Source organism: Polaromonas sp. (genome assembly GCF_030680935.1).
GTDB lineage: Bacteria > Pseudomonadota > Gammaproteobacteria > Burkholderiales > Burkholderiaceae_C > Polaromonas.
The window spans coordinates 49,747-76,363 of the sequence record NZ_JAUXUP010000065.1 but is presented as its reverse complement, the minus strand read 5'-3'; the positions used below and the strand labels follow the sequence as shown (position 1 = coordinate 76,363).

27 protein-coding genes and 2 pseudogenes are annotated in these 26,617 nt (G+C 63.5%); 6 read left to right on the top strand and 23 right to left on the bottom strand.

Going from position 1 to position 26,617, the window contains the following annotated elements:
• Window positions 1-36 precede the first annotated feature (36 nt).
• The 13 genes and pseudogenes from Q8L50_RS15995 to Q8L50_RS15935 all read right to left on the bottom strand — a co-directional run.
• Window positions 37-501 carry a hypothetical protein gene (locus Q8L50_RS15995; protein ID WP_305349626.1) on the bottom strand — a complete coding sequence of 155 codons (465 nt, stop codon included), beginning with the start codon at window positions 499-501 and terminating at the stop codon, window positions 37-39.
• 275 nt (window positions 502-776) lie between these two features.
• Window positions 777-1,322, bottom strand: coding sequence for a DUF3455 domain-containing protein (locus Q8L50_RS15990; protein WP_305349625.1), 546 nt, complete (start codon window positions 1,320-1,322; stop codon window positions 777-779).
• 195 nt (window positions 1,323-1,517) lie between these two features.
• The gene (locus Q8L50_RS15985; protein WP_305349624.1) at window positions 1,518-2,177 is read right to left on the bottom strand and encodes a DUF924 family protein; all 660 of its coding nucleotides are present in this window, start codon (window positions 2,175-2,177) and stop codon (window positions 1,518-1,520) included.
• A 211-nt stretch (window positions 2,178-2,388) separates the two neighbouring features.
• A complete protein-coding gene (locus Q8L50_RS15980) occupies window positions 2,389-3,240 on the bottom strand; it encodes a LytTR family DNA-binding domain-containing protein (protein ID WP_305349623.1) in 852 nt (283 codons plus the stop codon).
• Window positions 3,237-4,280: a sensor histidine kinase gene (locus tag Q8L50_RS15975; protein WP_305349622.1), complete on the bottom strand. Its 1,044-nt coding sequence runs from the start codon at window positions 4,278-4,280 to the stop codon at window positions 3,237-3,239. Before Q8L50_RS15975 ends, Q8L50_RS15980 begins: the two co-directional genes overlap by 4 nt.
• Window positions 4,277-4,579, bottom strand: coding sequence for a 2TM domain-containing protein (locus Q8L50_RS15970; protein ID WP_305349621.1), 303 nt, complete (start codon window positions 4,577-4,579; stop codon window positions 4,277-4,279). The genes Q8L50_RS15975 and Q8L50_RS15970 overlap by 4 nt, the downstream gene beginning before the upstream one ends.
• Window positions 4,580-4,619: 40 nt before the next feature.
• Window positions 4,620-5,600 (bottom strand): alpha/beta hydrolase, encoded by a 981-nt coding sequence (locus Q8L50_RS15965; protein WP_305349620.1) that lies wholly within the window; start codon window positions 5,598-5,600, stop codon window positions 4,620-4,622.
• On the bottom strand, window positions 5,597-6,634 hold the full coding sequence (locus Q8L50_RS15960; RefSeq protein ID WP_305349619.1) for a dienelactone hydrolase: 1,038 nt from the start codon (window positions 6,632-6,634) through the stop codon (window positions 5,597-5,599). Before Q8L50_RS15960 ends, Q8L50_RS15965 begins: the two co-directional genes overlap by 4 nt.
• A 23-nt stretch (window positions 6,635-6,657) precedes the next feature.
• The gene (locus Q8L50_RS15955; protein WP_305349618.1) at window positions 6,658-8,145 is read right to left on the bottom strand and encodes a carotenoid oxygenase family protein; all 1,488 of its coding nucleotides are present in this window, start codon (window positions 8,143-8,145) and stop codon (window positions 6,658-6,660) included.
• A gap of 13 nt (window positions 8,146-8,158) precedes the next feature.
• Window positions 8,159-8,587, bottom strand: a complete 429-nt coding sequence (locus Q8L50_RS15950; RefSeq protein WP_305349617.1) for a DUF2141 domain-containing protein — start codon at window positions 8,585-8,587, stop codon at window positions 8,159-8,161.
• A 60-nt stretch (window positions 8,588-8,647) separates the two neighbouring features.
• Entirely contained in the window at window positions 8,648-8,941 is a 294-nt protein-coding gene (locus tag Q8L50_RS15945; protein WP_305349616.1) for a 2TM domain-containing protein, read from the bottom strand.
• Between the two features lie 14 nt (window positions 8,942-8,955).
• Window positions 8,956-9,474: pseudogene (locus Q8L50_RS15940) on the bottom strand (DUF6622 family protein); the annotation flags it as partial.
• A 39-nt stretch (window positions 9,475-9,513) separates the two neighbouring features.
• Window positions 9,514-9,924: pseudogene (locus Q8L50_RS15935) on the bottom strand (DUF2306 domain-containing protein); the annotation flags it as partial.
• A 207-nt stretch (window positions 9,925-10,131) separates the two neighbouring features.
• Between Q8L50_RS15935 and Q8L50_RS15930 the strand changes: the two are divergent.
• Window positions 10,132-10,965: an undecaprenyl-diphosphate phosphatase gene (locus Q8L50_RS15930; protein ID WP_305349615.1), complete on the top strand. Its 834-nt coding sequence runs from the start codon at window positions 10,132-10,134 to the stop codon at window positions 10,963-10,965.
• A gap of 9 nt (window positions 10,966-10,974) precedes the next feature.
• Here the strand turns inward: Q8L50_RS15930 and Q8L50_RS15925 are convergent, their stop codons facing one another.
• The 6 genes from Q8L50_RS15925 to Q8L50_RS15900 form a co-directional block, all read right to left on the bottom strand.
• Entirely contained in the window at window positions 10,975-12,300 is a 1,326-nt protein-coding gene (locus Q8L50_RS15925; RefSeq protein ID WP_305349614.1) for a S8/S53 family peptidase, read from the bottom strand.
• A gap of 82 nt (window positions 12,301-12,382) precedes the next feature.
• A complete protein-coding gene (locus tag Q8L50_RS15920) occupies window positions 12,383-13,225 on the bottom strand; it encodes an alpha/beta hydrolase (protein WP_305349613.1) in 843 nt (280 codons plus the stop codon).
• A 3-nt stretch (window positions 13,226-13,228) separates the two neighbouring features.
• Window positions 13,229-14,056, bottom strand: a complete 828-nt coding sequence (locus Q8L50_RS15915) for a proteasome-type protease (RefSeq protein ID WP_305349612.1) — start codon at window positions 14,054-14,056, stop codon at window positions 13,229-13,231.
• A 36-nt stretch (window positions 14,057-14,092) separates the two neighbouring features.
• A complete protein-coding gene (gene mutS / locus Q8L50_RS15910; RefSeq protein WP_305349611.1) occupies window positions 14,093-16,714 on the bottom strand; it encodes a DNA mismatch repair protein MutS in 2,622 nt (873 codons plus the stop codon).
• A gap of 303 nt (window positions 16,715-17,017) precedes the next feature.
• Window positions 17,018-17,749 (bottom strand): hypothetical protein, encoded by a 732-nt coding sequence (locus tag Q8L50_RS15905; protein ID WP_305349610.1) that lies wholly within the window; start codon window positions 17,747-17,749, stop codon window positions 17,018-17,020.
• Between the two features lie 2 nt (window positions 17,750-17,751).
• On the bottom strand, window positions 17,752-18,663 hold the full coding sequence (locus Q8L50_RS15900) for an inverse autotransporter beta domain-containing protein (RefSeq protein ID WP_305349609.1): 912 nt from the start codon (window positions 18,661-18,663) through the stop codon (window positions 17,752-17,754).
• 609 nt (window positions 18,664-19,272) lie between these two features.
• On the opposite strand from Q8L50_RS15900, the gene Q8L50_RS15895 reads away from it, so the two are divergent.
• The 5 genes from Q8L50_RS15895 (at window position 19,273) to Q8L50_RS15875 (ending at window position 23,209) form a co-directional block, all read left to right on the top strand.
• The gene (locus tag Q8L50_RS15895) at window positions 19,273-19,467 is read left to right on the top strand and encodes a heavy-metal-associated domain-containing protein (RefSeq protein WP_305349608.1); all 195 of its coding nucleotides are present in this window, start codon (window positions 19,273-19,275) and stop codon (window positions 19,465-19,467) included.
• Between the two features lie 16 nt (window positions 19,468-19,483).
• Window positions 19,484-19,831, top strand: a complete 348-nt coding sequence (locus tag Q8L50_RS15890; RefSeq protein ID WP_305349607.1) for a hypothetical protein — start codon at window positions 19,484-19,486, stop codon at window positions 19,829-19,831.
• 354 nt (window positions 19,832-20,185) lie between these two features.
• Entirely contained in the window at window positions 20,186-21,535 is a 1,350-nt protein-coding gene (locus Q8L50_RS15885) for an NAD(P)/FAD-dependent oxidoreductase (protein ID WP_305349606.1), read from the top strand.
• A 23-nt stretch (window positions 21,536-21,558) separates the two neighbouring features.
• Window positions 21,559-22,374, top strand: a complete 816-nt coding sequence (locus tag Q8L50_RS15880; protein WP_305349605.1) for a 1-acyl-sn-glycerol-3-phosphate acyltransferase — start codon at window positions 21,559-21,561, stop codon at window positions 22,372-22,374.
• A gap of 61 nt (window positions 22,375-22,435) precedes the next feature.
• Window positions 22,436-23,209, top strand: coding sequence for a glycosyltransferase family 2 protein (locus Q8L50_RS15875; protein ID WP_305349604.1), 774 nt, complete (start codon window positions 22,436-22,438; stop codon window positions 23,207-23,209).
• A gap of 106 nt (window positions 23,210-23,315) precedes the next feature.
• Here the strand turns inward: Q8L50_RS15875 and fabG are convergent, their stop codons facing one another.
• The 4 genes from fabG to Q8L50_RS15855 are packed head-to-tail and all read right to left on the bottom strand — an operon-like array spanning window position 23,316 to window position 26,598.
• Complete coding sequence (gene fabG / locus Q8L50_RS15870; RefSeq protein ID WP_305349603.1) at window positions 23,316-24,062, bottom strand: 3-oxoacyl-ACP reductase FabG; 747 nt, start codon at window positions 24,060-24,062, stop codon at window positions 23,316-23,318.
• 4 nt (window positions 24,063-24,066) lie between these two features.
• The gene (locus Q8L50_RS15865; RefSeq protein WP_305349602.1) at window positions 24,067-24,570 is read right to left on the bottom strand and encodes a hotdog family protein; all 504 of its coding nucleotides are present in this window, start codon (window positions 24,568-24,570) and stop codon (window positions 24,067-24,069) included.
• The gene (locus Q8L50_RS15860; protein WP_305349688.1) at window positions 24,564-25,397 is read right to left on the bottom strand and encodes a beta-ketoacyl synthase chain length factor; all 834 of its coding nucleotides are present in this window, start codon (window positions 25,395-25,397) and stop codon (window positions 24,564-24,566) included. Before Q8L50_RS15860 ends, Q8L50_RS15865 begins: the two co-directional genes overlap by 7 nt.
• 7 nt (window positions 25,398-25,404) lie before the next feature.
• A complete protein-coding gene (locus Q8L50_RS15855) occupies window positions 25,405-26,598 on the bottom strand; it encodes a beta-ketoacyl-[acyl-carrier-protein] synthase family protein (RefSeq protein ID WP_305349687.1) in 1,194 nt (397 codons plus the stop codon).
• Window positions 26,599-26,617 lie beyond the last annotated feature (19 nt).

The following is a 26,617-nucleotide window of genomic DNA, read 5'->3' as shown; positions in this document are numbered from 1 at the left end:
GAAAGCGGCGCAACACCCAGCTCGCAAGCCCGGGGTTTACCCGAGTTTTGCGCAGGCGATGTCGTAAGCCGCAGCAGCACCCACGGGCTTGCCGCTTTCTGCCTGGACGCAGTTTTTAAGAACCCTGTCCCAGCCCGCAGGTCGGGCCTGCAGTGTGTAGCTGACGCGACTGATGGTGGCGGCCTCAGATCCTGGGCGCTCGGCCATCAGCAGGTCGCGGCTGGCGGGGGCAAAGGCGTGGGCCTGGCTTTCGTCCAGCAACACCCAGCGCTGGCTGCCGTCGCTGTCGATAACCCGCTGGTACAAGACGGAATCAGAGGCCGCTTGCTGCACCGCCCCCGGCATGGTGGCGGTCGCGGATGGGCGGAAGACGGCGCCCGGCACCTCAGCAGGAGTCACGCCGGAAAACGCACTCATCATCGCGGCGGTACCGGTCACCAGCAGAAAAGCCAGACCCAGGCTTTTGCCCAGGGCGCGCAATTTGTTGTGGGTGCTTTTCATGAGAGGGCTCCTTCAGCTGGCTGAGAACTCCAGTAAATCGTGAAGTGCTGGCCCAGCCTGTAGGAGACTGCCTCCAGGCCGTGACGTCTGTGGCCTGATTACCCATGTAAAAAACCCCACAGGCGCCAGCGAAGCTTTTGCCTGTGGGCGAGGTCACCCGCAAGGCCTGGCGGACCAGTCCCCGCAAGCGCCCCCAAAAGCCGGCCCCACATGACTGCAAAGCCGGCTGCTCACCATGACGGCAAACTTTCCCGGAGAAAACGCAAAAAAGGGGTTTACATCGCCTTGTAGAAGATGTAGTCGGCCTGGTACTTGACGATCTGTTTGGCCGAGAGATTGGCGGCTGTGCAAGGCGCGGCAGGGGCAACACCGCCCTGGGTGTTGACGCGCTGGATGTAAGTCACGCCCTGCATGGCGCCCGCGCCCATGGCCGGGTTGCCCTTGACCAGTTGCAGCGGAATGCTGCCGGCCGTGTGGGGCGCGACGGCCAGTTGCACGGCGGTCAGCTTGGAGCCGTCCATTGCCTCCCAGGTGGCGGGTGGGCCGTAGTATTTGCCGACCTGTTTGCCGCTGCGGTCCAGCAACCTGGCGTCGGGGCCCGCAAACACCCATTCAAACTGGCCTGCCATGTCTTTTTTGGCGCTGCACTGGTAGGTGATCTCGCCCACACCAATGGTTTCCAGGGCGACCTTGTTGCCGGTCGGGACCTGCACCGCAGCGGGCAGGGCGGCCTGCGAGTAGCTGGGCATCACGGGGGTCGTGCTGGCGCAGGCGGCAATCAAGGCGACGGTGGCGGTGGCCATGGCGGTATGGATCATCATGTGGAAAACTCCTGAGTGAGCTGGCAGACGCCAGTTGTTGTCGATAGGCTTGGTGACTGCATGCCATGAAGGGGTGGGCCCGTGCGCAGCTTGCACATTCAGGTTACGCAGCAGTTGCTGCACTGGATGTAGGCCAAAGTGTGCGAATCGTGAATAAGTTCACGCCGCCCCGCGCGTGCCCTGGCGCCGCCGGTTTTATTGACCGAAGCGTGGACCGATTTTCAGAAACTCGAACTCCAGCGCGGTGTTGGTTCGCCCCAGCGCCGAGTTGCGGTGTGGAAAGCGCCCCAGCCGCGCAATGATGTCGCGGTGCTGTTCGGCATAGGTCAGGCTGCTTTGCATCACGTCGCGCAGGTCTTCCGGTGCTGCGGCTGCCAGGCTGCGGTAGCGGCGTACGCCTTCTTCCTGCAGCTGCAGGTCTTCGGCATGCATCAGCGGCATGTAGAAAAATACGCGGCCCAGCCACGGCAGGGACAAGTCGGCTTTGTGCGCAATGCCGATGCTGACCAGGCGCTGGGCGCGCGCGTCTCCGTGAAATGCCCGGGCCTTGCCGCGAAAGATGTTGCGCGGAAACTGGTCAAGCAGCAGTATCAGCGCCAGCCGGTTTTGTGGCTCCGACTCCCATTCGATGAGGTCGCCCGCCTGGGCCAGCGCCACGGCTGCACCAAACCGGCGCCCGATGTCGCTGTCAAGCTCGGCGCCGCCGGTAAACCAGCGCTTGCGCATGTCGGGGTGGAGCCAGAAGTCGATGACCGAGGCGGGGCTGACTGGGGAAGGGCCGCCAGGGGCATACGGAACCGGAGAGGGTGAAGACGGCGTAGTGCCGGTTTCAGGCGCGTTTTCTGGCGGACTCATGCCACCATCATGACAGCATCACAATCCCTGCGCTACCGCCGTGCTTGTGACTTTTGATCGCCGGCGCGTGCTCCTGTCTGGTGCATCCCCCCGCTATGATGGCCGGGATCAAAAAACGGCAGGGGGAATTTCATGTCTTTCGCGCGCATCACAACCGCCTTGGGCTTTGCCACGGTATTGCTGGCCATGGGCGCCTGCAGCACGGCGCCAGCTACATGGCGCGGAACTGCTGGCTGTACATGCGGCTGACGGCCAGCTTTTCGGGCCGGCCGCGCAGGCTTAAAGTGAGTTTGCCGGCCTCATCACGCAGCACGGTGTCTATCGCGCTGCTTTGCACCACGGTGCCCCGGTGAATCTGCCAGAAGCTGCGGGGGTCGAGTTGGGGCAACAAGTCTTTGAGTGCGGTGCGTATCAGGTACTCGTGGCTGGCGGTCAGCACACGCACGTATTTGTCGGCCGCCTCAAAATACAGCACCTCACCGACGGGCACCATGCGTATGCTGCTGCCCACGCTGACCTGTAGCAGCTCGATAGGCGCACCGGCCGACGGGCTTGCTGGCTGCGCAGCGGCCAGCAGGTATTGCAGCTGGTGCAGCGCCTGATCCAGTGTCGGGTTTGCGCTGGTTCCTGTTGTTGCATTTGCTCCTGAATTGATAGCTGTTTGCGCACGACCAGCAAGGGCCAGCTGCACTTTTGCCACTGTTTTTTCGAGGCGCGCAGCTTGTAGCGGCTTGAGCAGGTAGTCCACCGCCTGCACCTCAAAGGCTTGCACCGCGTACTGGTCGTAGGCGGTGACAAACACCAGCGCGGGGAAGGGCGTGTGCTGCGGCCATTCATCAGCCAGCTCGGCCGCTGCCTCCAGGCCAGTCTGGCCCGGCATGCGGATGTCAAAAAACAGCACGTCGGGCAAGAGCTGCAGGGCCTGCGCCACGGCCGAGATACCGTCGCCCACGCTGGCCAGCACGCGCAGCCCCGGCCAGGTGCGCGCCAGCTCGGCCTGCAGCGCCTGGGCCAGCAGGGGCTCGTCCTCGGCAATCAGGGCGGTGGCCGGGTGCTGGCTCATGGCTTGAAGGGAAATCGGGCTGTAGCCCTTGTACCGCTTGCGTAACCAGCTACCAAATCAATAGCAGATGAAGCGCCGTAGCTGTTGGTCAGGCGCTCACGCACCTGGGCCAGGCCAAAACCCGGCCGGTCTTCCTGCGTGCCGGACAGGCCCACGCCGGTATCGGCCACTTCCAGCAGCACAAAGTCGCCCTCGCGCCGCGCGCTGACCTTGATGTTGCCACCCTCTACCTTGGGCTCCAGCCCGTGTTTGATGCTGTTTTCCACCAGCGGCTGCAGCAGCAGCGTGGGGACCGGGTGCTGGGCCAACTCAGGTGGCAGCTCCAGCGTGTAGCTCAGGCGTGGGCCCATGCGGATGGTCATGAGTTCCAGGTAGTCACGCACGCGGTCAAACTCGGCCTGCAGCGGATGGGTGGCCGCCAGCGATGCCCCCAGCGTGGCGCGCAGGTAGGCAATCATGTGGTCCAGCATGACCTGTGCGCGCTGCGGGTCGGTGCTGATCAGCGCGCGCAGATTGGCCAGGGTGTTGAACAACATGTGGGGCTCAAGCTGGGTTTCCAGCAGCCGCAGGCGGGCTTCGCTGGCGTGCTGGCGCGCCTCGGTCATCTTGCGCTGCAGGTAGGCGCTTTTGTTGATGGCGTAGAAGTAGAAGCTGCCGGCAATACCGGCCAGCGCAGTGATCAGGATGGAGCTTCGCAGCTGGGCCGGGTCCTGTTGGCCGGCGTTCGGCGGGTACCAGCCGTAATACTGGCACAGCGCGTTGGCAATCCAGGTGCCGACGACATAACCCAGCACAATCGCGCCCAGCACCAGTGCCAGGGCGGCCCAGCCCTGGGGCCAGCCGGTCTCGTGGCTGGACGGAAAGAAGTCACGGCCCAGGTCAATCACCGCCCAGGTGATGGTGGCAATAAACAGCGAATACACCAGCGGCGGGCCATAGGGCCGGTCCGGCATGAAAGCGTACTGGATGGTGGCGATGGCCAGCGCAAACGCCATGACCTGCAGCATGTGCCGCAGCTTGGCCAGCCAGTCGATCTTCATCGCGGTGTGCCGTCCTGCTGACGTTGGAGTTTGTCGCGCTCTTGCTGCACCATGCGCTCGCGCAGGCCGCTGCCCTTGCCGAGCAGAAACACCGATGCCCCATGTAAAGCCAGACCCAGACCCCAGCCGAGCAGCGGAAACGCAGACCACGACCGGCTGCCAAAACCGTACGTCGAAAAGGCCAACATGGCCAGGTTGACCACCAGGTACAAGGCGGCATGGGCGTACCAGCCGAGTTTGGCACCGGCGCGTTTGCGCGCAAGCTGGTCGAGTTTTTCGGGGCTGAGACGGTGGGTCATGCGGCGTGGGTGTTGCGTTTCATTTTAGGCTGGGGCAGCTTCAGGGGACGAAGGCGCGTGCGACGACCTGAACGGCGGCGCTGTCCAGCGTCAGGCCCATGTGGGTGCTGCCTTCCACCAGGGTCACCGGTACCACGCGGCCGGCGGCCTCGAACGCGGCGGCGTACTTGCTGGCGTCAAACAGTTCGTCGCTGCGGCCTGCCACCACGCGCATCGGACGCTTTGCGTTGCGGATGTCGGCCTGGTAGTCGTCGTGTGGGCGGAAGTTGGTGGCCAGCGTGAAGTCGTAGCTGGGCGTGAGAAATTGGCGCGCCGCGTCGTTCAGGCCAAAGCGCAGCACCGGCAGGTGGTTCCAGGTGGAGATGCCCGCGACATTGAGCAGGGTGACAGCGATCATGCGCGGCAAGCCCACCGACACCCAGCCGCCATTGTTGGGCATGTTGGTGGGGGCGTTGTGGTGCAGAAACGGTGCCAGCAACACGTAGCGGTCAAACAGGTCCTGGCGCGTGCTGCCGGCAAACCGAAGCACAAAACCACCACCCGATGAAAAGCCCGCGAGTGTGGTGGGCCCGGCGTGTGGGATGGCGCGCATGAAGTCCTCGATATCGTCTTCCAGCTGGCCGATGTAGGCAGCATGGCCGCGCGGACCCGAATCGCCATGGCCGCGCATGTCCAGCACTGCCACATCCAGGCCCGTCGCCGCCAATGCCCCGGCCAGCACATGCAATGAGCGGGCGCGTGCTGATGAGCCGTGTACCAGCACGACCCGGCGCGCTGCGGCCGCGTTGCCCGTTGCGATGCCCGCAGCCGGGTAACGCAGCCAGGCCAGGGCCGTGCCGTCACGGGCGGTGTAGCGGCTGGCGGGCGGCACCGTGGAAAAGTCAACCCTGGCAAACGGATCGTTGATGCTGGCCAGCGGCGCGATAGGCTCGGGTCCGCCAAAGGCGACGGCGGCGGCCAGGGCGGTGAAGACCAGCGCCACGGTAGCGAAGGTCGCCAGGGCAATGAATTTGCGCCTCATGGCAGCAGGTGTTTTCTGAAAAAGGCGGTGATTTTGCGGTCCACGGCTGGCAATTGGCTGCGGTCAAAGCCGGGTGGGTCCAGCAGCAGGTCCCGCGCCAGGGGAGACAGTGCATCGGCCGGTGGCGGTGGTGACAGCAGCGCGCCGTGGCCGCCGGTCGGCAGGTCGGCGACAAGCTCGCAGCTTTTGCAGGCCTGCAGCACGCGGTCGCTGTGAAATTTCGGTACCAGCCATTTGTCCTGCCGGGCGGTGACCAGGCCCAGCGGTACCGTCGGCGTGGCCAGCGAGGCCATGTCGAAGTCGGCGGCCAGCGGCACACCGGCCACCACCGCGCGGATACGCGGGTCGGCATGAGCCTGCCATGTGGCATCGCTGAACTTCTGGCTGATCACCCCCAGCGCGACGCTTTTCTTCAATCCGTCCAACATGCCGCCGGTCAGGCGTGTCGTCAGCCCCACGCAGGTGTGGAAGTCGTCGGCGATGTGCGCCTCGCAGTGGCGTGCAAGTTGCGCCGGTGACCAGCGCCCGCCCGCCAGGCTCAAGGCCGTGTGGCCGCCGGCCGACATGCCGTACATGCCGACCTTGTCCAGCGCCAGCAGCGGGGCAAGGCGCTGGTCGCGTGCCACCGCATCGATGGCGCGCGACACCTCGGCCGGCCGCTGCTTCCAGCTGTCAGGCCCGGGGCTGGACGGGTCGGTGGAGTTGTCGCCGCGGTGCCGGGGCAGCGCGACGATGAAGCCGTCGTTGACCAGGTTGCGCGCCAGGTCGGTGTAGGTCCAGGGCGAGCCGCCCGAGCCGTGCGAGATGATGACCAGCCGGCCGTTGCCGCGCACGGGCGGGCCCTCCCGGTCGAGTTGCAACGAAAACGGGCCCATCTGGACGCGCTGGCCTTCGCCGGTAGTGGGGTAGTAGACGGTGACGGGGCCGTCGTCGGACTGGCCGGCGAGTTCGGTAAACCCCATGCCAGCCTGTGCCAGGCCGGCCAGGGCCAGGCACAGGCCGGTGGCAGTGATACGCAACAGTTGAATGGGCATGAAACCTCCTTGTTGACCGATGATCAGGCGGGCACAAACTGGCCGTGCAGGCCCAGCGGCAGGCCATAGGGCAGGGTGACCCTGGCGATCGGACCGGCGTTGACCGCTGCGGCGTCAAACACCGACAGCGTGGTGCGCTCGCTGGGCCAATGGTAGGCCGTGCCCACCACCCAGCCCCGGCCTTCGGTCGCGCTGGGGGCTGACGGCACGTACACATGTTCCTCTGCAATCCAGCCATCGCCGTAGTGGTGGCGTTGTTGCTGCTGACCGTGCAGCGCCAGCACGCTGTCGAAACCGTCTACCCGGTTGTCCATCCCGCGGCTACGTGCCAGCAAGGTGGTGAACTGCGTGGGCAAGCCGTTGCGCGCCGGGTGGATGCGTGGAAACTCCACGTGGTCCAGGCCCAGAGACTGCATCTGTGCCTGGCCGGTGGCGGGGTGGAGTGTGATCTGTGTCCATTGCGTGGCGCGCGTCCTGGCATCGCTGCGGCTGCGGTTCACGTCCATTTGCCGCATGGCGCCCAGGATGTCGGGCTGGGCCACAAAACGCACTTGTACCGTGCCGCCTTGCTCCCAGGCATTGGCCAGGTGAAAAACGCCGGTGGCGGGCAGCTCGAACCGCTGCACCTTGAAGTCGGCCTTGTCCACCAGCAGCACAACCAGCGGCGATTGGTCTTGCCACTGGTAGTGCGACAGCAAATCGCCTGTGCCCGGGGCACCGGAAAACTTCAGCGGCATCAGCAAAAACACCAGGTGTTTTTCGGTGATGGCGAAGTCGTGCACCATGTCGGCCTGCGGCGCGGCCATGACGTGCTGGCGGTGCAACTGGCCGGTGGGGCTGATCTCGTACACCAGCAGGCGGCCCGTACCGGGCATGTAGCCGAAGCTCCAGACGGTGCCGTCGGGCGCCACCCGGGGGTGGGCCGAGAACGGCGCGCCCTGGGTGTCGGGCGACCACACCTTGAAGCCTTTGGCCTGCAGGCTTTGCGGGTCCACCGCCAGCGCCGAGCCGCCCTCCCACAGCGCAAGCAACTCGCGGCTTGCCGGCAGCGACAGCAGGTTGATATTGGCGGGGTTGACGGCGTCAGGACCGCTCAGCGGCGGCGAGTTGGGCAGGGTTTGCGCAAAGCCTGAGTACAGCAGGCGCCCCGCCGCCTCTTCGGCCTTGAGTTTGGGTGTGGCCAGCAGCACACCGCGATGCGAGACCTGGCCGCCCGCAAAGCGAAAAGCCTGCAGCATGCCGTCACCGTCAAACCAGTGGTTCATGGTCACGCCGCCGAGTTCGCGCCGTGCCGGACCCACGCGGTACAGCGTGCCCTGCAGGGCGGCGGGCCAGCGGCCTTCGATGCGCAGGGGTCCGCTGTCCAGCGGCGCTTTTAACGGCCCGTTGTAGGGAGCGTAGCTGCTGCGCCAGGCGTCAGGCGGGGCTGCGGCGTGTCCCAGGCCAGCGGCTCCGGCAGCGGCAGCAGCCAGGGCGGCCAGGGCCGCGCGGCGGTTGAGGGGGAAGGTCATGATGGACTCCGCCTTATTTCAGGTCGAACGCGTGTTGCTGCACACCTTCTTCCACAGGAAAAGCAGCGTCTGCAAACGGCGGTGGCCCGGCCATGGCGCGGGCATTGCGGCTGAACCCGTAAGCCTCTGTCGGCAAACCGAAGAGGTTGCTGTCGAGCTTGCTGTTGCTGTTTTCATCGAGGAAGGCGGTGAGCGCGTAGTTGCCTGGGGGCAGGTCGGTGAACTGCAGGGTGGCCTTGCCCTGAACCGGTTGGGCTGTGGCCGTGCGCAGGGGTGTGCCGCGCGGAAAGCCGTCGGCCTTGTTGAACAGCGCGGCCATCACGGCGCCCTGGCGGTCAGCGGGTACGCTGACTTCGATCTTCAGATCACCGGCCTGGGCAACGCTGGCAGCCAGGATGACGGACAGGACCGGCAGGATTTTGGAGAGAGTGGGGATGTGCATGGAAAACCTTGATGCAGTGAATGGTTGAAACCTAAAAGAATTGAAGCCTGTGAGTGCGACTCACCAGGGGTCGCGCTGCAGCGACAGGCGCTTGCGCTCTTGCTGCACCAGGCGTTCGTGCAGGCCGCCACCACCGGTGGCCAGAAACACCACAGCGCCGTGGATCAGCAGACCGATGCCCCAGCCAAAGGCCGGGAACACCGCCCAGTGCCGCTCGCTCATGGCCGACAGCACGGCCAGCAGCAGGTTGACGATGATGTAAACGCTGGCGTGGAGGTACCAGCCCATCTTGGCCCCGGCGCGTTTGCGTGCCAGGCGTTCAATGTCCGTGTTTTGCAGGGGGCTTGTGTTCATGGTGGCATCCTTTTTCAGGTGTTGAAGGCGGGCTGGATCGGGTCTGCGGCGGGCCGCAGCACCAGGCGGATCAGCCGGACGGAACGGCCGGCAAAGATGCCGCTGAAGACGCCGTAAAGCGTGCCTATGGCCAGGCTGAAGTTGGCGTGGACCTTTAATTCCGGGTGCATCACCAGGCTGACACCGACGGCGTATTTGGTCAGGAAGATGCCCATGATCAGCGCCATGGGCACCCAGCTGCCGGGCAGCTGAAACTGGCGTGTGGCACTGTCGTAACGCGCACCGGCCGGCAGCGCAAGCTGGTTGACCACCAGCACCAGCAGGACGGCGGTGGCCAGCCAGCTGCCCAGCACGGTGGGCGAAGTCCCGAAAGCGGAGATGGTTCCGTAGAGCGAGAACGCGCCCAGGCCCAGCGGCAGCAGCGCGACGCGAGCCAGGCCTGCGGTACGGCTGCGTGTCTGGCTGAAACCAAGCGCCAGCAGTGCGGCCAGCAGGCCCCAGACCCACAGGGGCGTGTTGATGAGGATTTGGGCAATCATGGGTGTTCCTTGGGGTGGTTGGTAGTTGGGGGAAATCAGTCCGAGCCATTGGCCAAAAACCAGGTTGCCGAGGTAACGGCCGGGCAGCAGGGTGAAGGCACCCGCCACCCCGCAGGCGCCTGTGTACAGGCCCAGCATGGTCTTGCGGTGACCGTTGCTGTTGCCCCGGGCCAGAAACCAGAAAGCAAGCAAAAGCATGCCGTACACCACTGGAATCAGCAGGTGAATCGGTGTGAAGCCGTTGATGTTGGGCAGGCGGAAGTCACGGATGAAGATGGCCGATGTAGCGGCCACCAGCATCAGCGTGACCCAGGCGTAACCGAAAGCGCGGTGTAGTTTGGGTCGCTGCGCACCGCTTCCGCGTGCCCACAACGCCACCGGGCCGGCGGCAACGGCGCCCAGTGCGGCGCTGAGGTGAATGGCGATGATCGGCGACATGTCCATGGTTTTGTCCGGTAGGGTCTGTGGAGACGGACTGTGCCGCTGTCGCGCTGCGGCTGCGAGGGTTTTGCGACGAAACCGCCAAAACCGGGCGTGAGTTGCGGCTGGCTGGCGCGAAAAGTGGCCCTTTGGACGGCTGGATCGGCGTCCACCGCGTCACTGGGGCAGTGAGGTGGCAGCGATAATCAGCCCATATTTTCTGGAGCGCTTGTGGACTTTGCATTGCTGATCAAGGCCGCCCTGATGGGCATCGTCGAGGGGCTGACCGAGTTTTTGCCCATCTCTTCCACCGGCCACCTGATTCTTGCGGGCGCCCTGTTGGGCTTTGACGACGAGAAGGCCAAGGTCTTCGACATCGCCATTCAGACCGGGGCCATTTTTGCGGTCATCCTGGTGTATTGGCAAAAAATCCGTGACACGTTGGTGGCACTGCCCAGCGAAAAACAGGCGCAGCAATTTGCGCTGAATGTATTCGTGGCTTTTGTGCCGGCCGTGTTGCTGGGCCTGCTGTTCGGCAAGGCGATCAAGGCCAACCTGTTCACCCCGGTGGTGGTGGCCAGCACCTTCATTATTGGCGGCTTCATCATCCTGTGGGCCGAGCGGCGGCAGCAGCGCAACCCCGCCGTCGCGCGTATTCAGGAGGTGGAGCAGATGACGCTGGGCGATGCCCTCAAGGTAGGGCTGGTGCAATGCCTGGCCATGGTGCCGGGCACCAGCCGCAGCGGCGCCACCATCATTGGCGGCATGTTGCTGGGCCTGTCGCGCAAGGCCGCCACCGACTTTTCTTTTTACCTCGCCATCCCCACGCTGATTGGCGCCGGGGTGTACAGCCTGTACAAGGACCGCGCCTTGCTGTCACTGGCCGACGTGCCCATGTTTGGCGTGGGCCTGCTGTTTTCATTCATCAGCGCCTGGTTGTGCATCCGCTGGCTGCTGCGCTACATCGCCACCCACAGTTTTGTACCGTTTGCCTGGTACCGCATTGCCTTTGGCCTGGTGGTGCTGGTGACGGCGCAGATGGGTTGGGTGCGCTGGGCGGGGTGAACGGGCTCCCTACAGCGCCGCTTCCTGAAGCAGTGCGGCAGCCGGCGGCAAAGGGGCACTGAGCACCGCGAAGGCATCCAGAATGCCGGTGCCCGCCACACCAGGCCCCCAGGGGTCCGGCAGGCGCGCGGTGCTTCTGGCGATTTGCTTGAAGGCCGCAATACGCATCCAGGGCTGGGTATAGGCATTGGCGATCGCCGCCTTCCTGTGAGTCAGCCACAGCGCCGCCACACCGCTGCTCAGTGCGGTGGCGTAAGAGGTACCGTCGCCGTTGTCCTTGTATTTGAAGGGGCCGGCGGCTGAATCAAGCGTGGCGCGGCGTATGTCCGCCGCCGGTGCAGACCAGTCGATCTCCGGGCCCAGACTCGCCTTGGCCCACACCTGATCCTTGCTGGTCGTGCCGCCCACCGCGATGGTGCGGCCGTATTTGGCTGGCGCCACCACCGACGAGACGTGTTGTCCGCCAGCGCATACGAAGAGAACGCCCTTGTTGTAGGCGTTGTTTATGGCGGTTTTGGCTGCTGGCGACAGGTAAGCCGGAAAGATGCCCATGCTGAGACTGACCACATCCACCTTGACTGTGTTGACCAGGTAGTTCAGCGCACTGGCAAAAGCGGGCAGCTGGTCGTTGATGACCACCGAGTTCGAGATGCGCACGATTACATGCGGCACCTTGGGCGCGCAACCGTAAAAATTTCCCCCACCGTCACCGCCGGGGTGCCAGCCTGAAATCGTGGCACCAATACGTGTGCCATGTCCCCAGAACGGGCCGGAGCCCGGGTCTTCGCCGGTGGGCTGGCCCTCTTCGTGGTTGCTGTAAGGAGGTGGCACATAGAAATTGCGGCATTGAGCGCTGTCGAACCAGGGGCTGGCGCCGCCTGTGAAACCGAGCGCAGGGTGCCGGGTGTAGCCGGTGTCGATTTGCCCCACCTTGCAGGTCCAGGCAATGGTGTCCGGGCCACCCAGCAAGGCCCAGGCCTGGGGCGCGTTGATGTTGGCCAGGTGCCACTGCACGCCGTTGACCGGCGGCACCACGATGTTGCTCTGCGCGTCCAGTTCTGCATTGGCCTTGTGGGCGATCAGCGCCAGCGCGTCTTCGTCGCTGATCGATTCAATCTTGTCAAACTTCAGGTGGTTGAACTGAAGGTATTGCCAGGGATCGATGTTGTACTGGGCCTCGATCGCGTCCAGGATGTGACGGCGGATCAACGCGCGGTTGCGGCTGACCGGGGTCAGTCGTACATCCAGGCCTTGAAGCAGCAGGCTGTTGATGGCCTTTTGCACGGCCGGAAAAGTCAGATGGTCCGACTCAATCAGGTAGTTGCTGTAGTTCACCGCTGCGCTCCTTGCGTGACTGCTGGGCATCACATCCTAAAGTCGGGCGACCGGCCGCGCATCCCCCAAACAGGGGAGACGCTCAGTCCATCAGGTTGCGCAGCGCCGCTTCAATGGCGGCCGCCGTCGCCACCGGCTTTTCCATTGGAAACAGATGGCTGCCGTCGAGCATCATGATGCGGCCCTTGGTGACCTTTTCAGTCATCGCCATGCCCACCTGTTTCATCTCGGCCGACTGGCGCCCGCCTATGAAGGCGACCGGGCATTTGATCGGGTGCCGTTTGAGAATGCCTTCGAGGTTGTGCGGCAGGGTGTTGTAGATCGCGGTTTCCACGTCGCGGTCAAAACTGAGCAGGCGCTGGTTGTCCCCTTCGCCCTGCGCGTCGTGGGTGCCGTGTTCGATGTAGTCCAGCAAAACCTGCTCGTCCCAGCGCGCAAAGGCTTTTTTGCTGCGGAAATGCGCCAGCACTTCGCTCTGCCCCAGCCATTGGTGTTTGCGTTTGCGGCTGATCGCGCCGGGCGAGATCGAGCCGACCAGCTGCGCGCGTTTGGCGACACTGAGCGCGGCGGCGCGCCAGCCGCCGAGGATGGGCGAGTCAATCAGCAGGACGCCGCGCACCGGCTGGCCGCCAAGCTCGGGGTTGCGAGCCGCACACATCAGGCTCAAAAAGCCGCCGAGCGAGTGCCCAACGAGAAATACCGGCTGACCGGTTTTTTCAACGGCCTCGGCGCTGAAGTCCGCCAGGTGTTGCACCAGGTGCGGCCAGTTGCTGGTGACCGGGTAACGTGGGTCGTGTCCGAATTTTTCAATGGCCCGGACCTGAAAGCCGCGTGCCTTCAGGCTCTGGAACAACACGCCATAAGTGCTGGCCGGAAAGCTGTTGCCGTGGGAAAAAACGATGAGGGGTTTGGCGGTAGTGGGCACTGCTTAAATCAGTTTTTCTTCAGGAGAGGTGATTTTTTTCAGCGGCTGGTTGCGTGTCAGGGGTGTCAACAGCGGCACCTGCGTTTCGCCGCCATTCCACAGCGGGTCTTCAATGCTGTCAAACACCTCGCGCAGTTTTTTGCCCCAGTTGTTGTGCAGCATGCGGAAGTAAGGATTCTCGTGGTCTATGCAGACCACCTTGTCGCTTTGTAGCGCGTTGACCTCATAAACCACCATGTCCAGCGGCAGGCCGACCGACAGATTCGACTTGAGCGTCGAGTCCATGGACACCAGCGCGCATTTGGAGGCTTCGTCCAGGGGCGTTTCGGGGGTGATCACGCGGTCCAGCACCGGCTTGCCATATTTCGATTCGCCCACCTGAAAATAAGGCGTTTCGGACGTGGCTTCAATGAAATTGCCGGCCGAGTACACCTGGAACAAACGCATGCCTTCGCCTGCGATCTGGCCACCAAAGATCAGCGAGACATTGAAATCAACACCGGCGTGTTTCAGGTCCTCGGCGTCGCGCTCATGAACCCGGCGTATGGCAGAACCCAGCACCCGCGCCGCCTCAAACATGCTTTTGGCGTTCCAGATGGTGATGGGCGGGCCGCCGTCGGGGTCCTTGAGTTGCTCCACCTGCAGGATCTCGCGCACCGACTGCGAAATCGACAAATTGCCGGCCGAAAGCAGCACCATGAAGCGGTCGCCCGGCTTTTCATAAATGATCATTTTCCGGAAGGTGCTGATCTGGTCCAGTCCGGCGTTGGTCCGGGAGTCGGACAGAAACACCAGGCCGGCGTTGAGTTTGATGGCGACGCAATATGTCATAGGGTCAATCTTTATCTGGAAAGAGGGTGGAACTGCTCAGACAGCAGCGATTTTTTTAAGTTGGTACAGGGCGTCCAGCGCCTCGCGCGGGCTCAGCGTATCGGGGTCTATCTGCTGCAGTGCTTTTTCCACCGCAGTGGCATCGGGCTCGGCCTGCGGCGGCGGTGCGGCAAACAGATCGACCTGGGCGCGGGTGCTGGTTTGCTGCGTTTCAAGCGCGGCCAGCGCGTGGCGGGCGTGGCTGACCACTGCGGCTGGAACGCCCGCCAGCTTTGCCACTGCAATGCCATAACTTTTGCTGGCCGGGCCAGGTTCGATGTGGTGCAGAAACACAATGTCGGCGCCGGACTCGACCGCACTCACATGCACGTTCACTGCCGCATGATGCCGCGCCGGAAACTCGGTCAGCTCGAAGTAGTGGGTGGCAAACAGCGTGAAGGCCTGGGTCTTGTTGTGCAGGTGCGCGGCAATGCCGCCGGCCAGCGCCAGCCCGTCGAAAGTCGAGGTGCCGCGTCCGATCTCGTCCATCAGCACCAGCGAATGCGGTGTGGCAGCGTGCAATATTTGTGCGGCCTCCAGCATTTCGAGCATGAAGGTCGATTGCGCGTTGGCCACATCGTCTGCGGCACCTATGCGGGTGTGGATCGCGTCGATAGGCCCCAGACGGCAACTGGTGGCTGGTACGTAGGAGCCCATGCTGGCCAGCAGCACAATGATGGCCACCTGGCGCATGTAGGTGGACTTGCCGCCCATGTTGGGGCCGGTGATGATCTGCATACGGGTCTTGCCGCCCAGGCTGCTGTCATTGGCGATAAAGCTGCCACCGCTGGTTTCAGCCAGCCGCGCTTCCACCACAGGGTGGCGGCCCTGGACGATATCGATACACGGCTCTTTCACAAACAGCGGGGCGGCCCAGTTCAGGGTGAGCGAGCGCTCGGCCAGTGCGCACAGGGCGTCGAGCGCGGCCAGTGCCCGCGCCAGCCGGCCCAGGGCCGGTACAAATACCTGAAGCTCGTCCAGCAGTTGTTCATACAGCCATTTTTCGCGTGCCAGCGCCCGCTCCTGCGCCGACAGGGCCTTGTCTTCAAAGGCCTTGAGTTCGGGTGTGATGTAACGTTCGGCGTTTTTCAGGGTCTGGCGGCGCCTGTAGTCGTCTGGCACCTTGTCCAGCTGGCCCTGGGTGACTTCAATATAAAAGCCATGCACCTTGTTGAACTGCACGCGCAGGTTGCTGATGCCGGTGCGGGCTTTTTCGCGGCCTTCCAGATCCAGCAGAAAACCGTCGCAGTTGGTCTGGATGGCGCGGAGCTCGTCCAGGTCGGCATCGCAACCGTGGTTGATCACGCCCCCGTCTCGAATCAGCGCAGCCGGTTCGTCCAGGACATACCGCTGTAACAAGGCGCCGCAGGCGGGCGGCGCCTGCAAGTCCTCAAAAATAGTGGTCAAAAGTGCCGGTAGCCCTTGCTGGCCGGGCGTGAGCAGCTCTGTTTTTTGTAGCGTTTTGTCCAGGGTCTGGCGCAGCGCGACCAGTTCGCGCGGGCGCACCTGGCGCAGCGCGATACGGGCGGTGATGCGCTCGACATCGCTGCAACCCTTGAGGCCGGCGCGCAGCGATTGCTGCAGGCCGCCGCGCAACACCGCGATGGCGTCCAGCCGCGCCTGCGCCTGGCTGCGGTCGCGGCGGGGGCTGAGCAGCCAGCTTTTGAGCGCGCGGCTGCCCATGCCCGTGCTGCAGCTGTCCAGCAGAGAAAACAGCGTGGGAGCATCTTCTCCGCGCAGATTCTGCGTCAGTTCCAGGTTGCGCCGGGTGGTGGCAGGCAGATCAATCAGCTCACCCGCGCGCAACACCTGCAGGCTTTGCACATGCGGCAGGGCGCGGCCCTGCGTGTGTTCGGCGTAACCCAGCAAGGCAGACGCCGCTGCGTGCGCTTCGGGCAGTACATCGGCGCTGAAGGCGGCGAGCGAGGCGACCTGCAACTGCGCCAGCAGGCGGCGTGCGCCCAGCGCGGCGTCAAACTGCCAGGCCGGGCGCGCGCTGACGGCGCAGCGCAGGGCCGCCAGGCGTTGCTCAAAGGCCGGCGTGGCATCGACGTTGTAAAGCAGCTCGCTGGGCGCCACCCGCGTTATCCAGGCTTCCAGCTCATCGCTGGGACATTGCGCCAGGTGAATGCTGCCCTGGGTGACACTGAGCCAGGCCAGACCGCAGGTGTTGCGGCTGCCCTGGTGCACCGCCAGCAGGATGGATTCGGTCTTGTCGCCCAGCAGCTCGGCGTCCAGCAACGTGCCCGGTGTCACCACCCGCACCACTTTTCGCTCTACCGGCCCTTTGGCGCTGGCCACGTCGCCCATCTGCTCGCATATGGCGACCGATTCGCCCAGCTTGATCAGTTTGGCCAGGTAGCCTTCGAGCGAGTGAAACGGCACGCCGGCCATGACCACCGGCTCGCCGGCCGACTGGCCGCGCCGCGTCAGCGTGATGTCGAGCAGGCGCGCGGCTTTTTCGGCGTCGGCATAAAACAGCTCGTAAAAATCGCCCATGCGGTAAAGCAGCAGGGTGTCGGGGTAGTCCGCCTTCAGGCCCAGGTACTGGACCATCATGGGCGTGTGTTTTCCGGCCTCCCCAGGAGTGTCACCAATTTTGTTTTTTTCTTTTGACATGAACAACTTAGCTGAAATTTGCATCCTCCGGTGGCCTTCCAGGGCCGTTAAATGCCTTTCAGTTCCCCGTGCCTGCGGGGGGGGGGCCGGGGGGAGGGTGACTGGATTTAATTATCCACTGCAAATGGGATGCCAGATGGCTGCAAGCTCCCGGGCAGGTAGGAGTGCATCCGCCGAAAAGCTTCCAAGGTATCGCCGGACGATTTGGGTTGGCGAGCGCTTGCAGGGACGTTTTCCCCTGCGGCCGGGGCCGGAAAAGAAAACACCCGCGAAGCGCGGGTGTTTTCTGGATGGCCGGACGATCTACAGGGGGCTGGCCAGCGTGGAGGACGAGCCGCCCGGGTCGGTGATGGTCACCGTGGGTGGCAGGACAATCGCATAACAGGCCGCACCGGTGTTCAGGAACTCCATCGTATTGGCGACGTCGAATTTCACCCCTATATTGGGAGCCGCCGTCGCCGTGGCCAGCACCGCGAAAACCGGCAAGCTGGTTGTCATTTGAAGGTCTGAGCCGACAATCGCCATCCCCGGCACATTGCCGATCGCGGCATTGGCTTCCGGCGGGACCGACAGTACGCGGTCATCGGTCGAGCCATTGCGGTTGACCACCTGGATGGTATACCCGCCACTAACGATGTCACCGCTACCGCCGGTGGAGCACGTGGCTGCAGCGCCGGGGCCGACTGACGTAGCCGAGCCATTCATCGTGAAGTTGCGCGCAAGGGTGACCCGGATGCCGTTGTAGGCACCCGCAGGAATTGAAACGCCTTCACCAATTGCGCCGCCGGAGCCACCGGCTTGCACCTTGCCGCTGCCCAGGTCGATGGAAGATGCGCCTGAGAAAAAGTTCCAGAACGTCCCATCCAGACGACGGAATTGTATTGATTTGATCGTGACGACATACTTGCTCGGCGTGGCCGCCTTGCCGCCAGCCGTGACAATCGGTCCAGACCACGCGCTGCCTGAAACAGCAACGACCGCCGCTGCGAGCCAACCCGCCGCACTGCTACCAGAGCGCTTTTTAAACAAGGTCATCGTCAATTCCTCCGCCCAATCGTTACACCACTACCGCCGCTGGTCTTTCTTTCCACAACGATATCGTTCTGCCTGCGCACCTTGTCAAGCGTGTGCAGCGTCAGGTCGCGCGCCTCGAATGAAACCGGACTGCGCAGGCCTGTGAGCAGGGTCCCCGCCACGCCGTTGCCCGGATTTCCCAGCAGGTTGTAGGAGATTTTGATGAACGATGCCGGACGGCTGTAGTTATCGTCCTGGCGGCCCAGCTCTAGGGAGACATTCTTTGAGATATTGCCCTTGAATGCCAGCTTGGCGCCTTTGACGTCGTCCACCCCGCTGGTTGCACTTTTCCAGCGGTAGGCGTTGGCGGCCACGCGCATCCAGGAAAGATAAGGAAGCGGGGCATCGATCTCGAAATCGTGACCACTCAGCGCCTTTTCCGTCGTGCTGATCCCGTTGATCAGGGATATTGTTCTTTCGCCGCTGATGGCGTGGTAAAAGTTGGTGCGAAAGGTCAAATACTGACCGATCGCCTCGGCGCCCAGGCCCCAGCGTTTGTGGTCGTACCTGGTCGTCGTGTCGTAAAAGGTATTCACACCCAGTAGCCAGGTCTTGTCATCTAGCAGCTTGCGATACCCCAAGCCAAGATTGAAGGTGTTGTCACTGTTGCGACGGCCCCAGCGACCCTGGAAAAAAACCGTATCGCTCAAGGTCCTGGGCGTCTGGTAAATCGGCTGCACCGTTTCAACCGACCAGGTCGGGTTGTTTCTGTCCATCGATTCGACGCTGATGTCGGTCCGGCGCAGCCAGTCGGGCAGGCTCAAGCCGCTTGCTGGCGGCTGGGCGGCGGTTTGAGGCGCTACCGCCGTCAGCGCGACAGGGTCAGCGGCCCGCGCAGAAAGCAGGCCGAACAGGCCCGCCGCCAGGACCGCCATTGAGGTTTTCTTCATTGGACTTGCTCCCTTTCTTGAACTGCCAAAAAACCGCTGTTTCGGTGCTTGAGCGAACAGGATTCGCCGCGCTTGAGAAGAATATTGTTAGCAGATGTGTCGATTCTGGGCGGATGGAGAAAGGATTTTTTGATCTGCGTCAAACCTGGAGCACAAACGAACGCCAGGAAATAGTTGCTTCAAGCTTCCCGGACCTGCGCTGGAGGCGCTCGCCTGGGGCCTGGAGGCGAGATGAAGGCTGACTTGACCGTCAAACTGGTCAGACTTCCCGACCGTTCAGAAGGGGGCGGCGATGGGCACGTTGGCCAGAGGCTTTGTGGCGCCGGGCAGGCACGAGCTGCAGGCCATGCCTTCGATCGGAAGGTGAAACCAGGCTTCTGCAAGTTCATGTCCGCCAGGTTCGCTGCAGCGTGGGCGCTTTCTGCATGTTTGGCTCGATACGCCCGAAAATCCGGGCGATGGAAGGATCATCAACCTTGCCATCATGTTAAGGTCAAGCCCCTTCCGAAAAAAAGTTTTTCCCGCGCCCTCTTGACTCTGCCCCAGTGTCAACCTCGACGATCCAGGCCTTCATCCACTTTTTTGGAGTTAGCCATGATCGAATTCAATCTCCCCGACATGACCTGCGGCCACTGCGCCAGCACCGTTGCGCAGACCTGCAAGCTCGTCGACCCCGCCGCCAAGGTCGAGGTCGACCTGAGCGTCCATCAGGTCAAGATCTCTTCGAATGAGGACCGCGCGGACTTCGCCGAGGCGCTGGCCGAAGCCGGCTACCCGCCAGCCCAGTGAGACGGGAGCTTCGGCAATGGAACGGCCACTTCCGCCGTCTCTTCCGTTGGGGCTGATATCCGCCGCGCCGCGCGACTGGGCGCGTCGCGCCGTTCAATTCGCCGTGGCCGCTCAGCGCCGCCTGCCTGGATGGCTGGCCGCAGCCGTTCTCGCGGCGGTGTTGGCCAGCTGGCTGGTCAATGCGGTCGATTGGGGTCATGGCGACGCCCGATTTCTTGTCGCCATGTGTCTGGGCGGGCTGGTGGCGACGGCCGCCCTGGTGGCAGGTTGGGTGACGGAGCCCGACGAGATCGCGCTCTGGGCGCTGCGCGCTCTGGTGGCCGCTTTCGCCGTGACGGTGCCTGTTTTTGCGTCGGGCGGCTAGAAGCGCCCGGAGTGGGTGCCGACGCGCGCGAAGACCGCGGCGCCTCATGGCTCGTCGACCATCACGACTCGGTAGATCAGCAGGAAGTCGCCTCCGACGCGGCACCCGCGGTATTTCGACCACTGCCTCTGGCGCGGGTAGTCCCTGTAGTCGAAGACACCGTGGCGCGTGTTGAATGCGGCTACGAGCTGGCCCTGCCCTTGCATGAAACTGCAAGACTAGACATTTCACTACAAGAATCCGCCGCCTGCGGCCATAAACTCCCTGAAGAGCTGTGCTGGATGTACAGCCAGAAATGCCCGCAGACCCGACCCGCAAGTGCGGCAGATGCGGCATTCCAGACAGGGAAACAAAATGACCGAACCCATCATCGAGGCCGCCCCGGCAGACGGATTGACCCCCTGCGACGTGCTGGTGATAGGCGGCGGCCCGGCAGGCGCCACCGCCGCCGCCTTGCTGGCGCAGCGGGGCCACAAGGTGGTGCTGCTTGAAAAAGAGCATCACCCGCGCTTTCACATTGGTGAGTCGCTGCTGCCTGCCAACCTGCCCCTGCTTGAAAAATTGGGGGTTGCAGATGCCGTCAAGGCCATTGGCATGGAAAAGTGGGGCGCCGAGTTTGTCTCTCCCTGGCACGAAAGCAAAAGCCAGACCTTCCAGTTTGCCGATGCGTGGGACAAATCCATGCCGTTTTCTTACCAGGTGCGGCGCTCCGAATTTGATGAAATCCTGATCCGCAATGCCGCCAAGGCAGGTGCCGAGGTGATTGAAGGCTGCCGTGTGCGCGATGTGGCTTTTTCGGGCGGCCCGGACGGCGCGACGGTGCAGGCCGAGCATGAAGACGGCCGCACCCAGCAGTGGCGCGCACGTTTTGTGGTGGATGCCTCGGGCCGCGACACGCTGCTGGGCAAGCAGTTTGACATGAAGCGGCGCAACCCCAAACACAACAGCTCGGCCCTGTACGGCCACTTCACTGGCGCCACCCGGCACGCAGGCCAGGACGAGGGCAACATCACCATCTTCTGGTTTGACCACGGCTGGTTCTGGTTCATTCCGCTGGCCGATGGGTTTACCAGCGTGGGTGCGGTGGTGTGGCCGCATTACCTGAAGACGCGGACCAAGACGGTGCGGGAGTTTTTTCTCGATACCATTGCGCTGTGCCCGGCCCTCAGCGAAAGGCTGGCCCTCGCCACGCTGTCCTCCGATGTCGAAGCGACCGGCAATTTTTCCTATGCCTGCGACCGCACCCATGGCCCGGGCTACATCATGATTGGCGACGCCTTCACTTTCATTGACCCGGTTTTTTCATCGGGCGTGATGCTGGCCATGCAAGGCGGTTTTGTCGGCGCCGAAACGGTGGACACCTGCCTGCGCGAGCCGGCCAAAGCCGCAGCCGCGCTGGCCCGTTTTGACGGCCAGGTGCGCAAGGGACCCAAAGAGTTTTCGTGGTTTATCTACCGCGTCACCAACCCGACCATGCGCGACCTCTTCATGGCGCCCAGCAATGTCTGGCGCGTCAAGGAGGCGCTGCTGTCCATGCTGGCTGGTGACATTTTTGGCAAGACGCCGATTTGGCGGTCGCTGGCGGTATTGAAAGGCATTTTTTATGTGGCCTCTGCCCTGAACTTCAAGCGCTCCTTGCAAGCCATGCGCCTGCGCAAAGCCAATATCCGCGTGGTGGAAGACGCTGCCCCGGCTGCGCATTGACCGACGGCCAACAAAGCAAGCCCATGGAACAGGACTCGAACATTCTCCTCACCGAGCCGCTGGCTTTGCCCGCCGGGCGCAGGGCCCTGCATGAGACCCTGCGCATGCACCTGGGCTATCTGCTGCTGGGCGTGATGTGCCTGGTTGTGACCCTGTTGGCCTTTCCCATGCGTGCGCTGCTTCCGCGTGTCATGAGCAAACGGCTGGGCCGGCATCTGGTGACCGCGATGACGCGCCGCTACCTGCACTTTCTGGTGTTGATGGGGGCTTGTCGCTTTGACCTGTCTGAGCTCGATGCGCTGCGCGATGCCCCGCCCATGGTGATTGCGCCCAACCATCCGTCACTACTGGATGCGGTGATGATTCTTTCGCGCCTGCCTGGCGCGGCCTGCATCATGAAGGCCGAGCTGGTGAACAGTGTTTTCTACGGTGCGGGTGCCCGGCTGGCCGGCTACATCCGCAACACGCCGCTGCGCACCATGGTGCAACTGGCAGTGGACGACTTGCACCGGGGCAGCCATCTGCTGCTGTTTCCCGAGGGCACACGCACCACGCGATTCCCCGTCGGGCGCATTCAGGGCACCACCGGGCTGATTGCCAAAAGTGCCGGGGTGCCGGTACAGACGGTGTTTATAGAAACTGATTCAGGTTTTCTGGGTAAAGGCTGGTCCTTGCTGTGGACACCCCGGATGCCCATCACCTATAAAGTACGGCTTGGCCGGCGTTTTGAGGCGCCGCTGCATACGGCAGAATTTGTCCGCGAGCTGGAACAATACTTCCATGCCGAACTGGCCCAGGCGCGGCTGCCTGATTTTCCCGTCAGGGCGCCACCGGCTTGACCCGGTTTCCGGTTTCCGGTTTCCGCCTGCTACTGTGCATGTTTCACCCGCCTGGATACCCATGCCTGCCTTTTCGCCTGATACCTCCCGCAGCCACCTGGTGCTGATCCCGAGCTACAACCCCGGCCCCAAGGTGTATGAAACCGTGCGCGCTGCCCGGTCCCAGTGGACACCGGTCTGGGTGGTGGTCGATGGCAGCACCGACAGCAGCGCCGCAGGCCTGCAGGCCATGGCCGCGCAGGACGATGGCCTGCGTGTGATGGTGCTGCCGCACAACGTCGGCAAGGGGGCGGCGGTATTGCATGGCATCAACATCGCCGCAGCCCGGGGTTTCACCCATGTGTTGACCATGGACTCGGACGGCCAGCACCCGGCGCCACTGATCCCCGAGTTCATGAAAACCTCTGCCGCGCAGCCGGCAGCCATGGTGCTTGGTGTGCCGGTGTTCGCCGCCGACGCGCCGCGTTTGCGCGTCAATGGCCGCAAGGTTTCAAATGGATGGGCTGATCTGGAAACCCTGTGGGCCGGTATTGGCGATTCATTGTTTGGCTTTCGCGTGTACCCGATAGCACCGCTGCGGCGTGTCATGCAGGGGCAGCGCTGGATGCGGCGGTTCGACTTTGACCCCGAAGCGGTGGTGCGCATGTGCTGGGCGGGCGTCAAGCCGGTCAACCTGCCGGCCACTGTTCAATACTTCAGGCCAGAAGAAGGCGGCGTGTCGCACTTCAACTACCTGCGCGACAACTTGCTGCTGAGCTGGATGCATTCGCGCTTGTTTCTGGGGTTTGTGTGGCGCCTGCCGCTGCTGCTTTGGCGTCGCATCAGGGGTAGCTGAATCCAACAATTTGCTATCGAAATAATAGCTACTTGCGCATTTGGAGCAAGGGCTACAGCCCGAAATGACTGTTGATCAATGGTCAAACCGGCGCCCAGGCGCAGGTTCAGATCATTCCGCCATTGATCGAGATGACCTGCCCGCTGATGTAGGCGGCGCGGTCTGAGGCCAGAAAGCCCACCAGGTCGGCGACCTCTTCGGCCTTGCCGGCGCGTTTCATCGGCACCATGGTGTTGATCGCCTCTGCGCTGAAGCTGCCTTGACTCATCGCGGTGTCTATGATGCCGGGCGCCACCGCGTTGACGGTGATGCCCCGGCTGGCCACTTCCAGTGCCAGCGATTTGGTGGCGGCGTGCAGCGCACCCTTGGCCGCTGAATAGTTGACCTGGCCCCGGTTGCCAGCCACCGCCGCGACCGAGGTGATGGTGATGATGCGGCCCCAGCGTGTGCGAATCATGGGCATCGTCAAGGGCTGGGTCACATGAAAAAAACCGTTGAGCGACACATCCAGCACACGCTGCCACTGCGCCAGCTGCATGCCCGGAAAAACCGCGTCGTCGTGAATGCCGGCGTTGTTGACCAGTACCTGGATAGGGCCTGCTTCCAGAAGATCCTCCAGCGCTACTGCCGTGGCCGCCGCATCGGTGATATCAAAAGCAACGGCCTGCGCCTGACCGCCTTGCGCAACGATGGCCGCCGCGACTGCCTGTGCGGTGTCCAGATTGCTGTTGGCATGCACGATGACATTGAAACCATCGGCGGCCAGACGTCGGCAGATGGCCGAGCCGATGCCGCCGCTGCCACCAGTGACAAGTGCCCGTCTGGGGTCTGTGCGCATGGTCGAGTCCTTCATGGTTCTAATTTCCCCCGACTGCCGGCTCGGCGCTCAGTGCCGCTGCATCCAGCACCACCACAGCGCGGCCACGCAACAGGATTTTTGTGCTGGCCCGTAGCTCAAAGCTGTACAGCGCGGTGTTGTCGTCGCCGGTGACCCGCTCTGCGCTGACCGTGAGCGGGCCAGATTGGGTGTCAAGCTGGGTCACCAACAGGCTGACGCTGCGCACGCTCGCCAGGTACCCGGCGCGTGGTCGCGTGTTGCCGCCTTCAGCCAGCGCCTCGCCCATCAGCGCACCGTGCACGGCCATGGCCTGCGCCGCATATTCGACACCGCATGCCGCGCCCAGGCGACCATGGGCGCGCAGCGGGTTGTCGGACGCCTGGTGGCTGCGGGTCTGGCACATGATGTGTTGCGCATCCCAGCCGGTGACTTCGTCGAGCAGGCACATGTTGCCCTGGTGCGGGATACGCCGCGCGATCCCGTCGCGTGCAAGTGTTGCCGGCGGTTGGCCGGGTGTCAGCACGGCGCCACCTGCACTGCCAGTTGCAGACCCTTCAGATAGTCCAGCACCACCGTACCCGCACCGTGGGTGGCCACGCTGTGCAGCAGCGGCAGGCAACGCGCAGCCGGTATGGCTGCACGCAGGGTTTCCAATTCACGGTTGCCCATGAGATGTGCGGCGGTGCTGGTCAGACACGTGGCTGGCGCCAGCGTCCACTGCGCCAGGCTATTGGGACTGCGCAGTGGCGTCAGCACCAGCGCCACCCCAAAGGTGTCGGGCAGGGGCCGCACGCTGCGCAGCGGCTCGGGGTAGTCGGTGTCGTAGGCGACCAGCAGCACGCCGGTGTTGTCCAGCCTCACCTGGGCTGCGGCCTCCAGCAGGCCGGCTGCAAAACTGCCGTCGCGGGCGCACAGCACAGACGACGGGGCCATGGCGCCGGTCGAAATGCTCCAGTAACCCGAGGATGCGTTGTGCACCGAATTGTGAAAGCGCGTGGGTGAGATCAAGCGGTCGTTCGAGGCCAGTGCGCTGCATATTTCATGGCAGTTGATCGCATCACCGCTGGATGATGTGAATACCGAGGGCAATTCGCTGGCCGGGTAGCCCGATGCCTCTACCGCTTCCTGGCCCACAGCCAGCGATACCTTGACCACCGCACCAGCGCGCCGGCGCTCGGCGGCGGGCAGGGCCATGGGCAGTGGCAGTACGCTACGCGCGCTCTGGTAAGGCAGCTCATCGGCCAGGTACTGGCGCCCAAGTGTCCAGCCGGGCAGGCCGGGGCCGAGCAGGCCAATACCTTCGACAAATACAGTCAACGGGGGCGCGCCAGGGGCGGGATGGGAAGTCATCATGTTTTCACCCGGCCCGGCCAAAAATCAGGCTGCAGTTGGTGCCGCCAAAACCAAATGAGTTGCTGAGCACGCGCTTGACGGGCTGCTCACGGTTGTGCAGCAGGTAGTTCAGCGGCAGCGCCGGGTCCAATTGCTGTGTATTCAGGCCCGCTGGCAACAGGCCGTGTTGCAGGGCCAAGGCGCAGATCACCGCCTCGACGCCGCCCGCTGCGCCCAGCGTGTGGCCGGTGGCGCCTTTGGTGGAACTGCAAGGCGTGTTGTGACCGAACAGGCCCGCCACGGCTTTGGTTTCGGCTGCGTCGTTGCTGGGTGTGGCTGTGCCGTGCAGATTGATGTAGTCGATGTCTGCGGCGCTGAGTCCGGCCATGCTCAAGGCCTGCTGCATGGCCATCCGTGCACCAAGGCCGTCGGGGTGTGGCGAGGACATGTGGTGCGCGTCACTCGATTCGCCGACGCCCAAGAGCAGCACGGCATCGGGCTCCAGCTGCGCCGGCGCCCGCTCCAGCAGCGCAAAAGCCGCGGCCTCGCCGATGGATATACCGTCGCGGTCCGCATCAAACGGCCGGCAGGCCCGGGTGGAGGTCAAGCCCAGGGAGTTGAAGCCGTACAGGGTGGTCAGACACAGTGAATCCACACCGCCTACCACCGCAGCGTCGATCAGGCCAGCCTCCATCATGCGGCGTGCCGAGGCAAAGACCTTGGCGCTGGAGGAGCAGGCGGACGACACCACCACGGCCGGGCCTGTCAGGCCCAGAGCGGCGCGTGTGAAATCGGCGACCGAAAAGGTGTTGTGGGTGGTCGGGTAATTGAAATCGGGCGGAAAAGCCCCGGTGACCGGATCCAGCCGGCGGTAGGCCAGTTCGGTCTGCAAAATGCCGGAGGTGCTGGTGCCGATGAAGACGCCGATGCGTTGCGGACCGTACTTCAGGCTGGCCTTTGTTATGGCTTCAGTAAAACCATCCTGCGTCAACCCGAGAAAGGCCAGGCGGTTGTTGCGGCAGTCAAAGTCGGCCAGTGCTGCGGGAAGCTGCACCGAATCGACGCCTGAAACCTCGCCGGTGAAGGTGGCCAGGTCCACGCTGTCAAAGGTGCAGGGCGCCAGCCCGCCGCGCTGCTCGCGCAGGGCAGACAGGGTCTGCGGCAGGCCAAGACCGATGCTGCTGGTCGCGGTGAAGTGGGAAAGCCAGAGCGGATTCAGCACAAAAAGAGGCGATCTA

Bases quoted from the DNA above. Each gene is read 5' to 3' on its own strand.
- Q8L50_RS15995 (WP_305349626.1), bottom strand. From the start codon at position 501: ATGAAAAGCACCCACAACAAATTGCGCGCCCTGGGCAAAAGCCTGGGT.
- Q8L50_RS15990 (WP_305349625.1), bottom strand. From the start codon at position 1,322: ATGATGATCCATACCGCCATGGCCACCGCCACCGTCGCCTTGATTGCC.
- Q8L50_RS15985 (WP_305349624.1), bottom strand. From the start codon at position 2,177: ATGAGTCCGCCAGAAAACGCGCCTGAAACCGGCACTACGCCGTCTTCA.
- Q8L50_RS15980 (WP_305349623.1), bottom strand. From the start codon at position 3,240: ATGAGCCAGCACCCGGCCACCGCCCTGATTGCCGAGGACGAGCCCCTG.
- Q8L50_RS15975 (WP_305349622.1), bottom strand. From the start codon at position 4,280: ATGAAGATCGACTGGCTGGCCAAGCTGCGGCACATGCTGCAGGTCATG.
- Q8L50_RS15970 (WP_305349621.1), bottom strand. From the start codon at position 4,579: ATGACCCACCGTCTCAGCCCCGAAAAACTCGACCAGCTTGCGCGCAAA.
- Q8L50_RS15965 (WP_305349620.1), bottom strand. From the start codon at position 5,600: ATGAGGCGCAAATTCATTGCCCTGGCGACCTTCGCTACCGTGGCGCTG.
- Q8L50_RS15960 (WP_305349619.1), bottom strand. From the start codon at position 6,634: ATGCCCATTCAACTGTTGCGTATCACTGCCACCGGCCTGTGCCTGGCC.
- Q8L50_RS15955 (WP_305349618.1), bottom strand. From the start codon at position 8,145: ATGACCTTCCCCCTCAACCGCCGCGCGGCCCTGGCCGCCCTGGCTGCT.
- Q8L50_RS15950 (WP_305349617.1), bottom strand. From the start codon at position 8,587: ATGCACATCCCCACTCTCTCCAAAATCCTGCCGGTCCTGTCCGTCATC.
- Q8L50_RS15945 (WP_305349616.1), bottom strand. From the start codon at position 8,941: ATGAACACAAGCCCCCTGCAAAACACGGACATTGAACGCCTGGCACGC.
- Q8L50_RS15915 (WP_305349612.1), bottom strand. From the start codon at position 14,056: ATGACATATTGCGTCGCCATCAAACTCAACGCCGGCCTGGTGTTTCTG.
- mutS (WP_305349611.1), bottom strand. From the start codon at position 16,714: ATGTCAAAAGAAAAAAACAAAATTGGTGACACTCCTGGGGAGGCCGGA.
- Q8L50_RS15905 (WP_305349610.1), bottom strand. From the start codon at position 17,749: ATGACCTTGTTTAAAAAGCGCTCTGGTAGCAGTGCGGCGGGTTGGCTC.
- Q8L50_RS15900 (WP_305349609.1), bottom strand. From the start codon at position 18,663: ATGGCGGTCCTGGCGGCGGGCCTGTTCGGCCTGCTTTCTGCGCGGGCC.
- Q8L50_RS15895 (WP_305349608.1), top strand. From the start codon at position 19,273: ATGATCGAATTCAATCTCCCCGACATGACCTGCGGCCACTGCGCCAGC.
- Q8L50_RS15890 (WP_305349607.1), top strand. From the start codon at position 19,484: ATGGAACGGCCACTTCCGCCGTCTCTTCCGTTGGGGCTGATATCCGCC.
- Q8L50_RS15885 (WP_305349606.1), top strand. From the start codon at position 20,186: ATGACCGAACCCATCATCGAGGCCGCCCCGGCAGACGGATTGACCCCC.
- Q8L50_RS15880 (WP_305349605.1), top strand. From the start codon at position 21,559: ATGGAACAGGACTCGAACATTCTCCTCACCGAGCCGCTGGCTTTGCCC.
- Q8L50_RS15875 (WP_305349604.1), top strand. From the start codon at position 22,436: ATGCCTGCCTTTTCGCCTGATACCTCCCGCAGCCACCTGGTGCTGATC.
- fabG (WP_305349603.1), bottom strand. From the start codon at position 24,062: ATGAAGGACTCGACCATGCGCACAGACCCCAGACGGGCACTTGTCACT.
- Q8L50_RS15860 (WP_305349688.1), bottom strand. From the start codon at position 25,397: ATGACTTCCCATCCCGCCCCTGGCGCGCCCCCGTTGACTGTATTTGTC.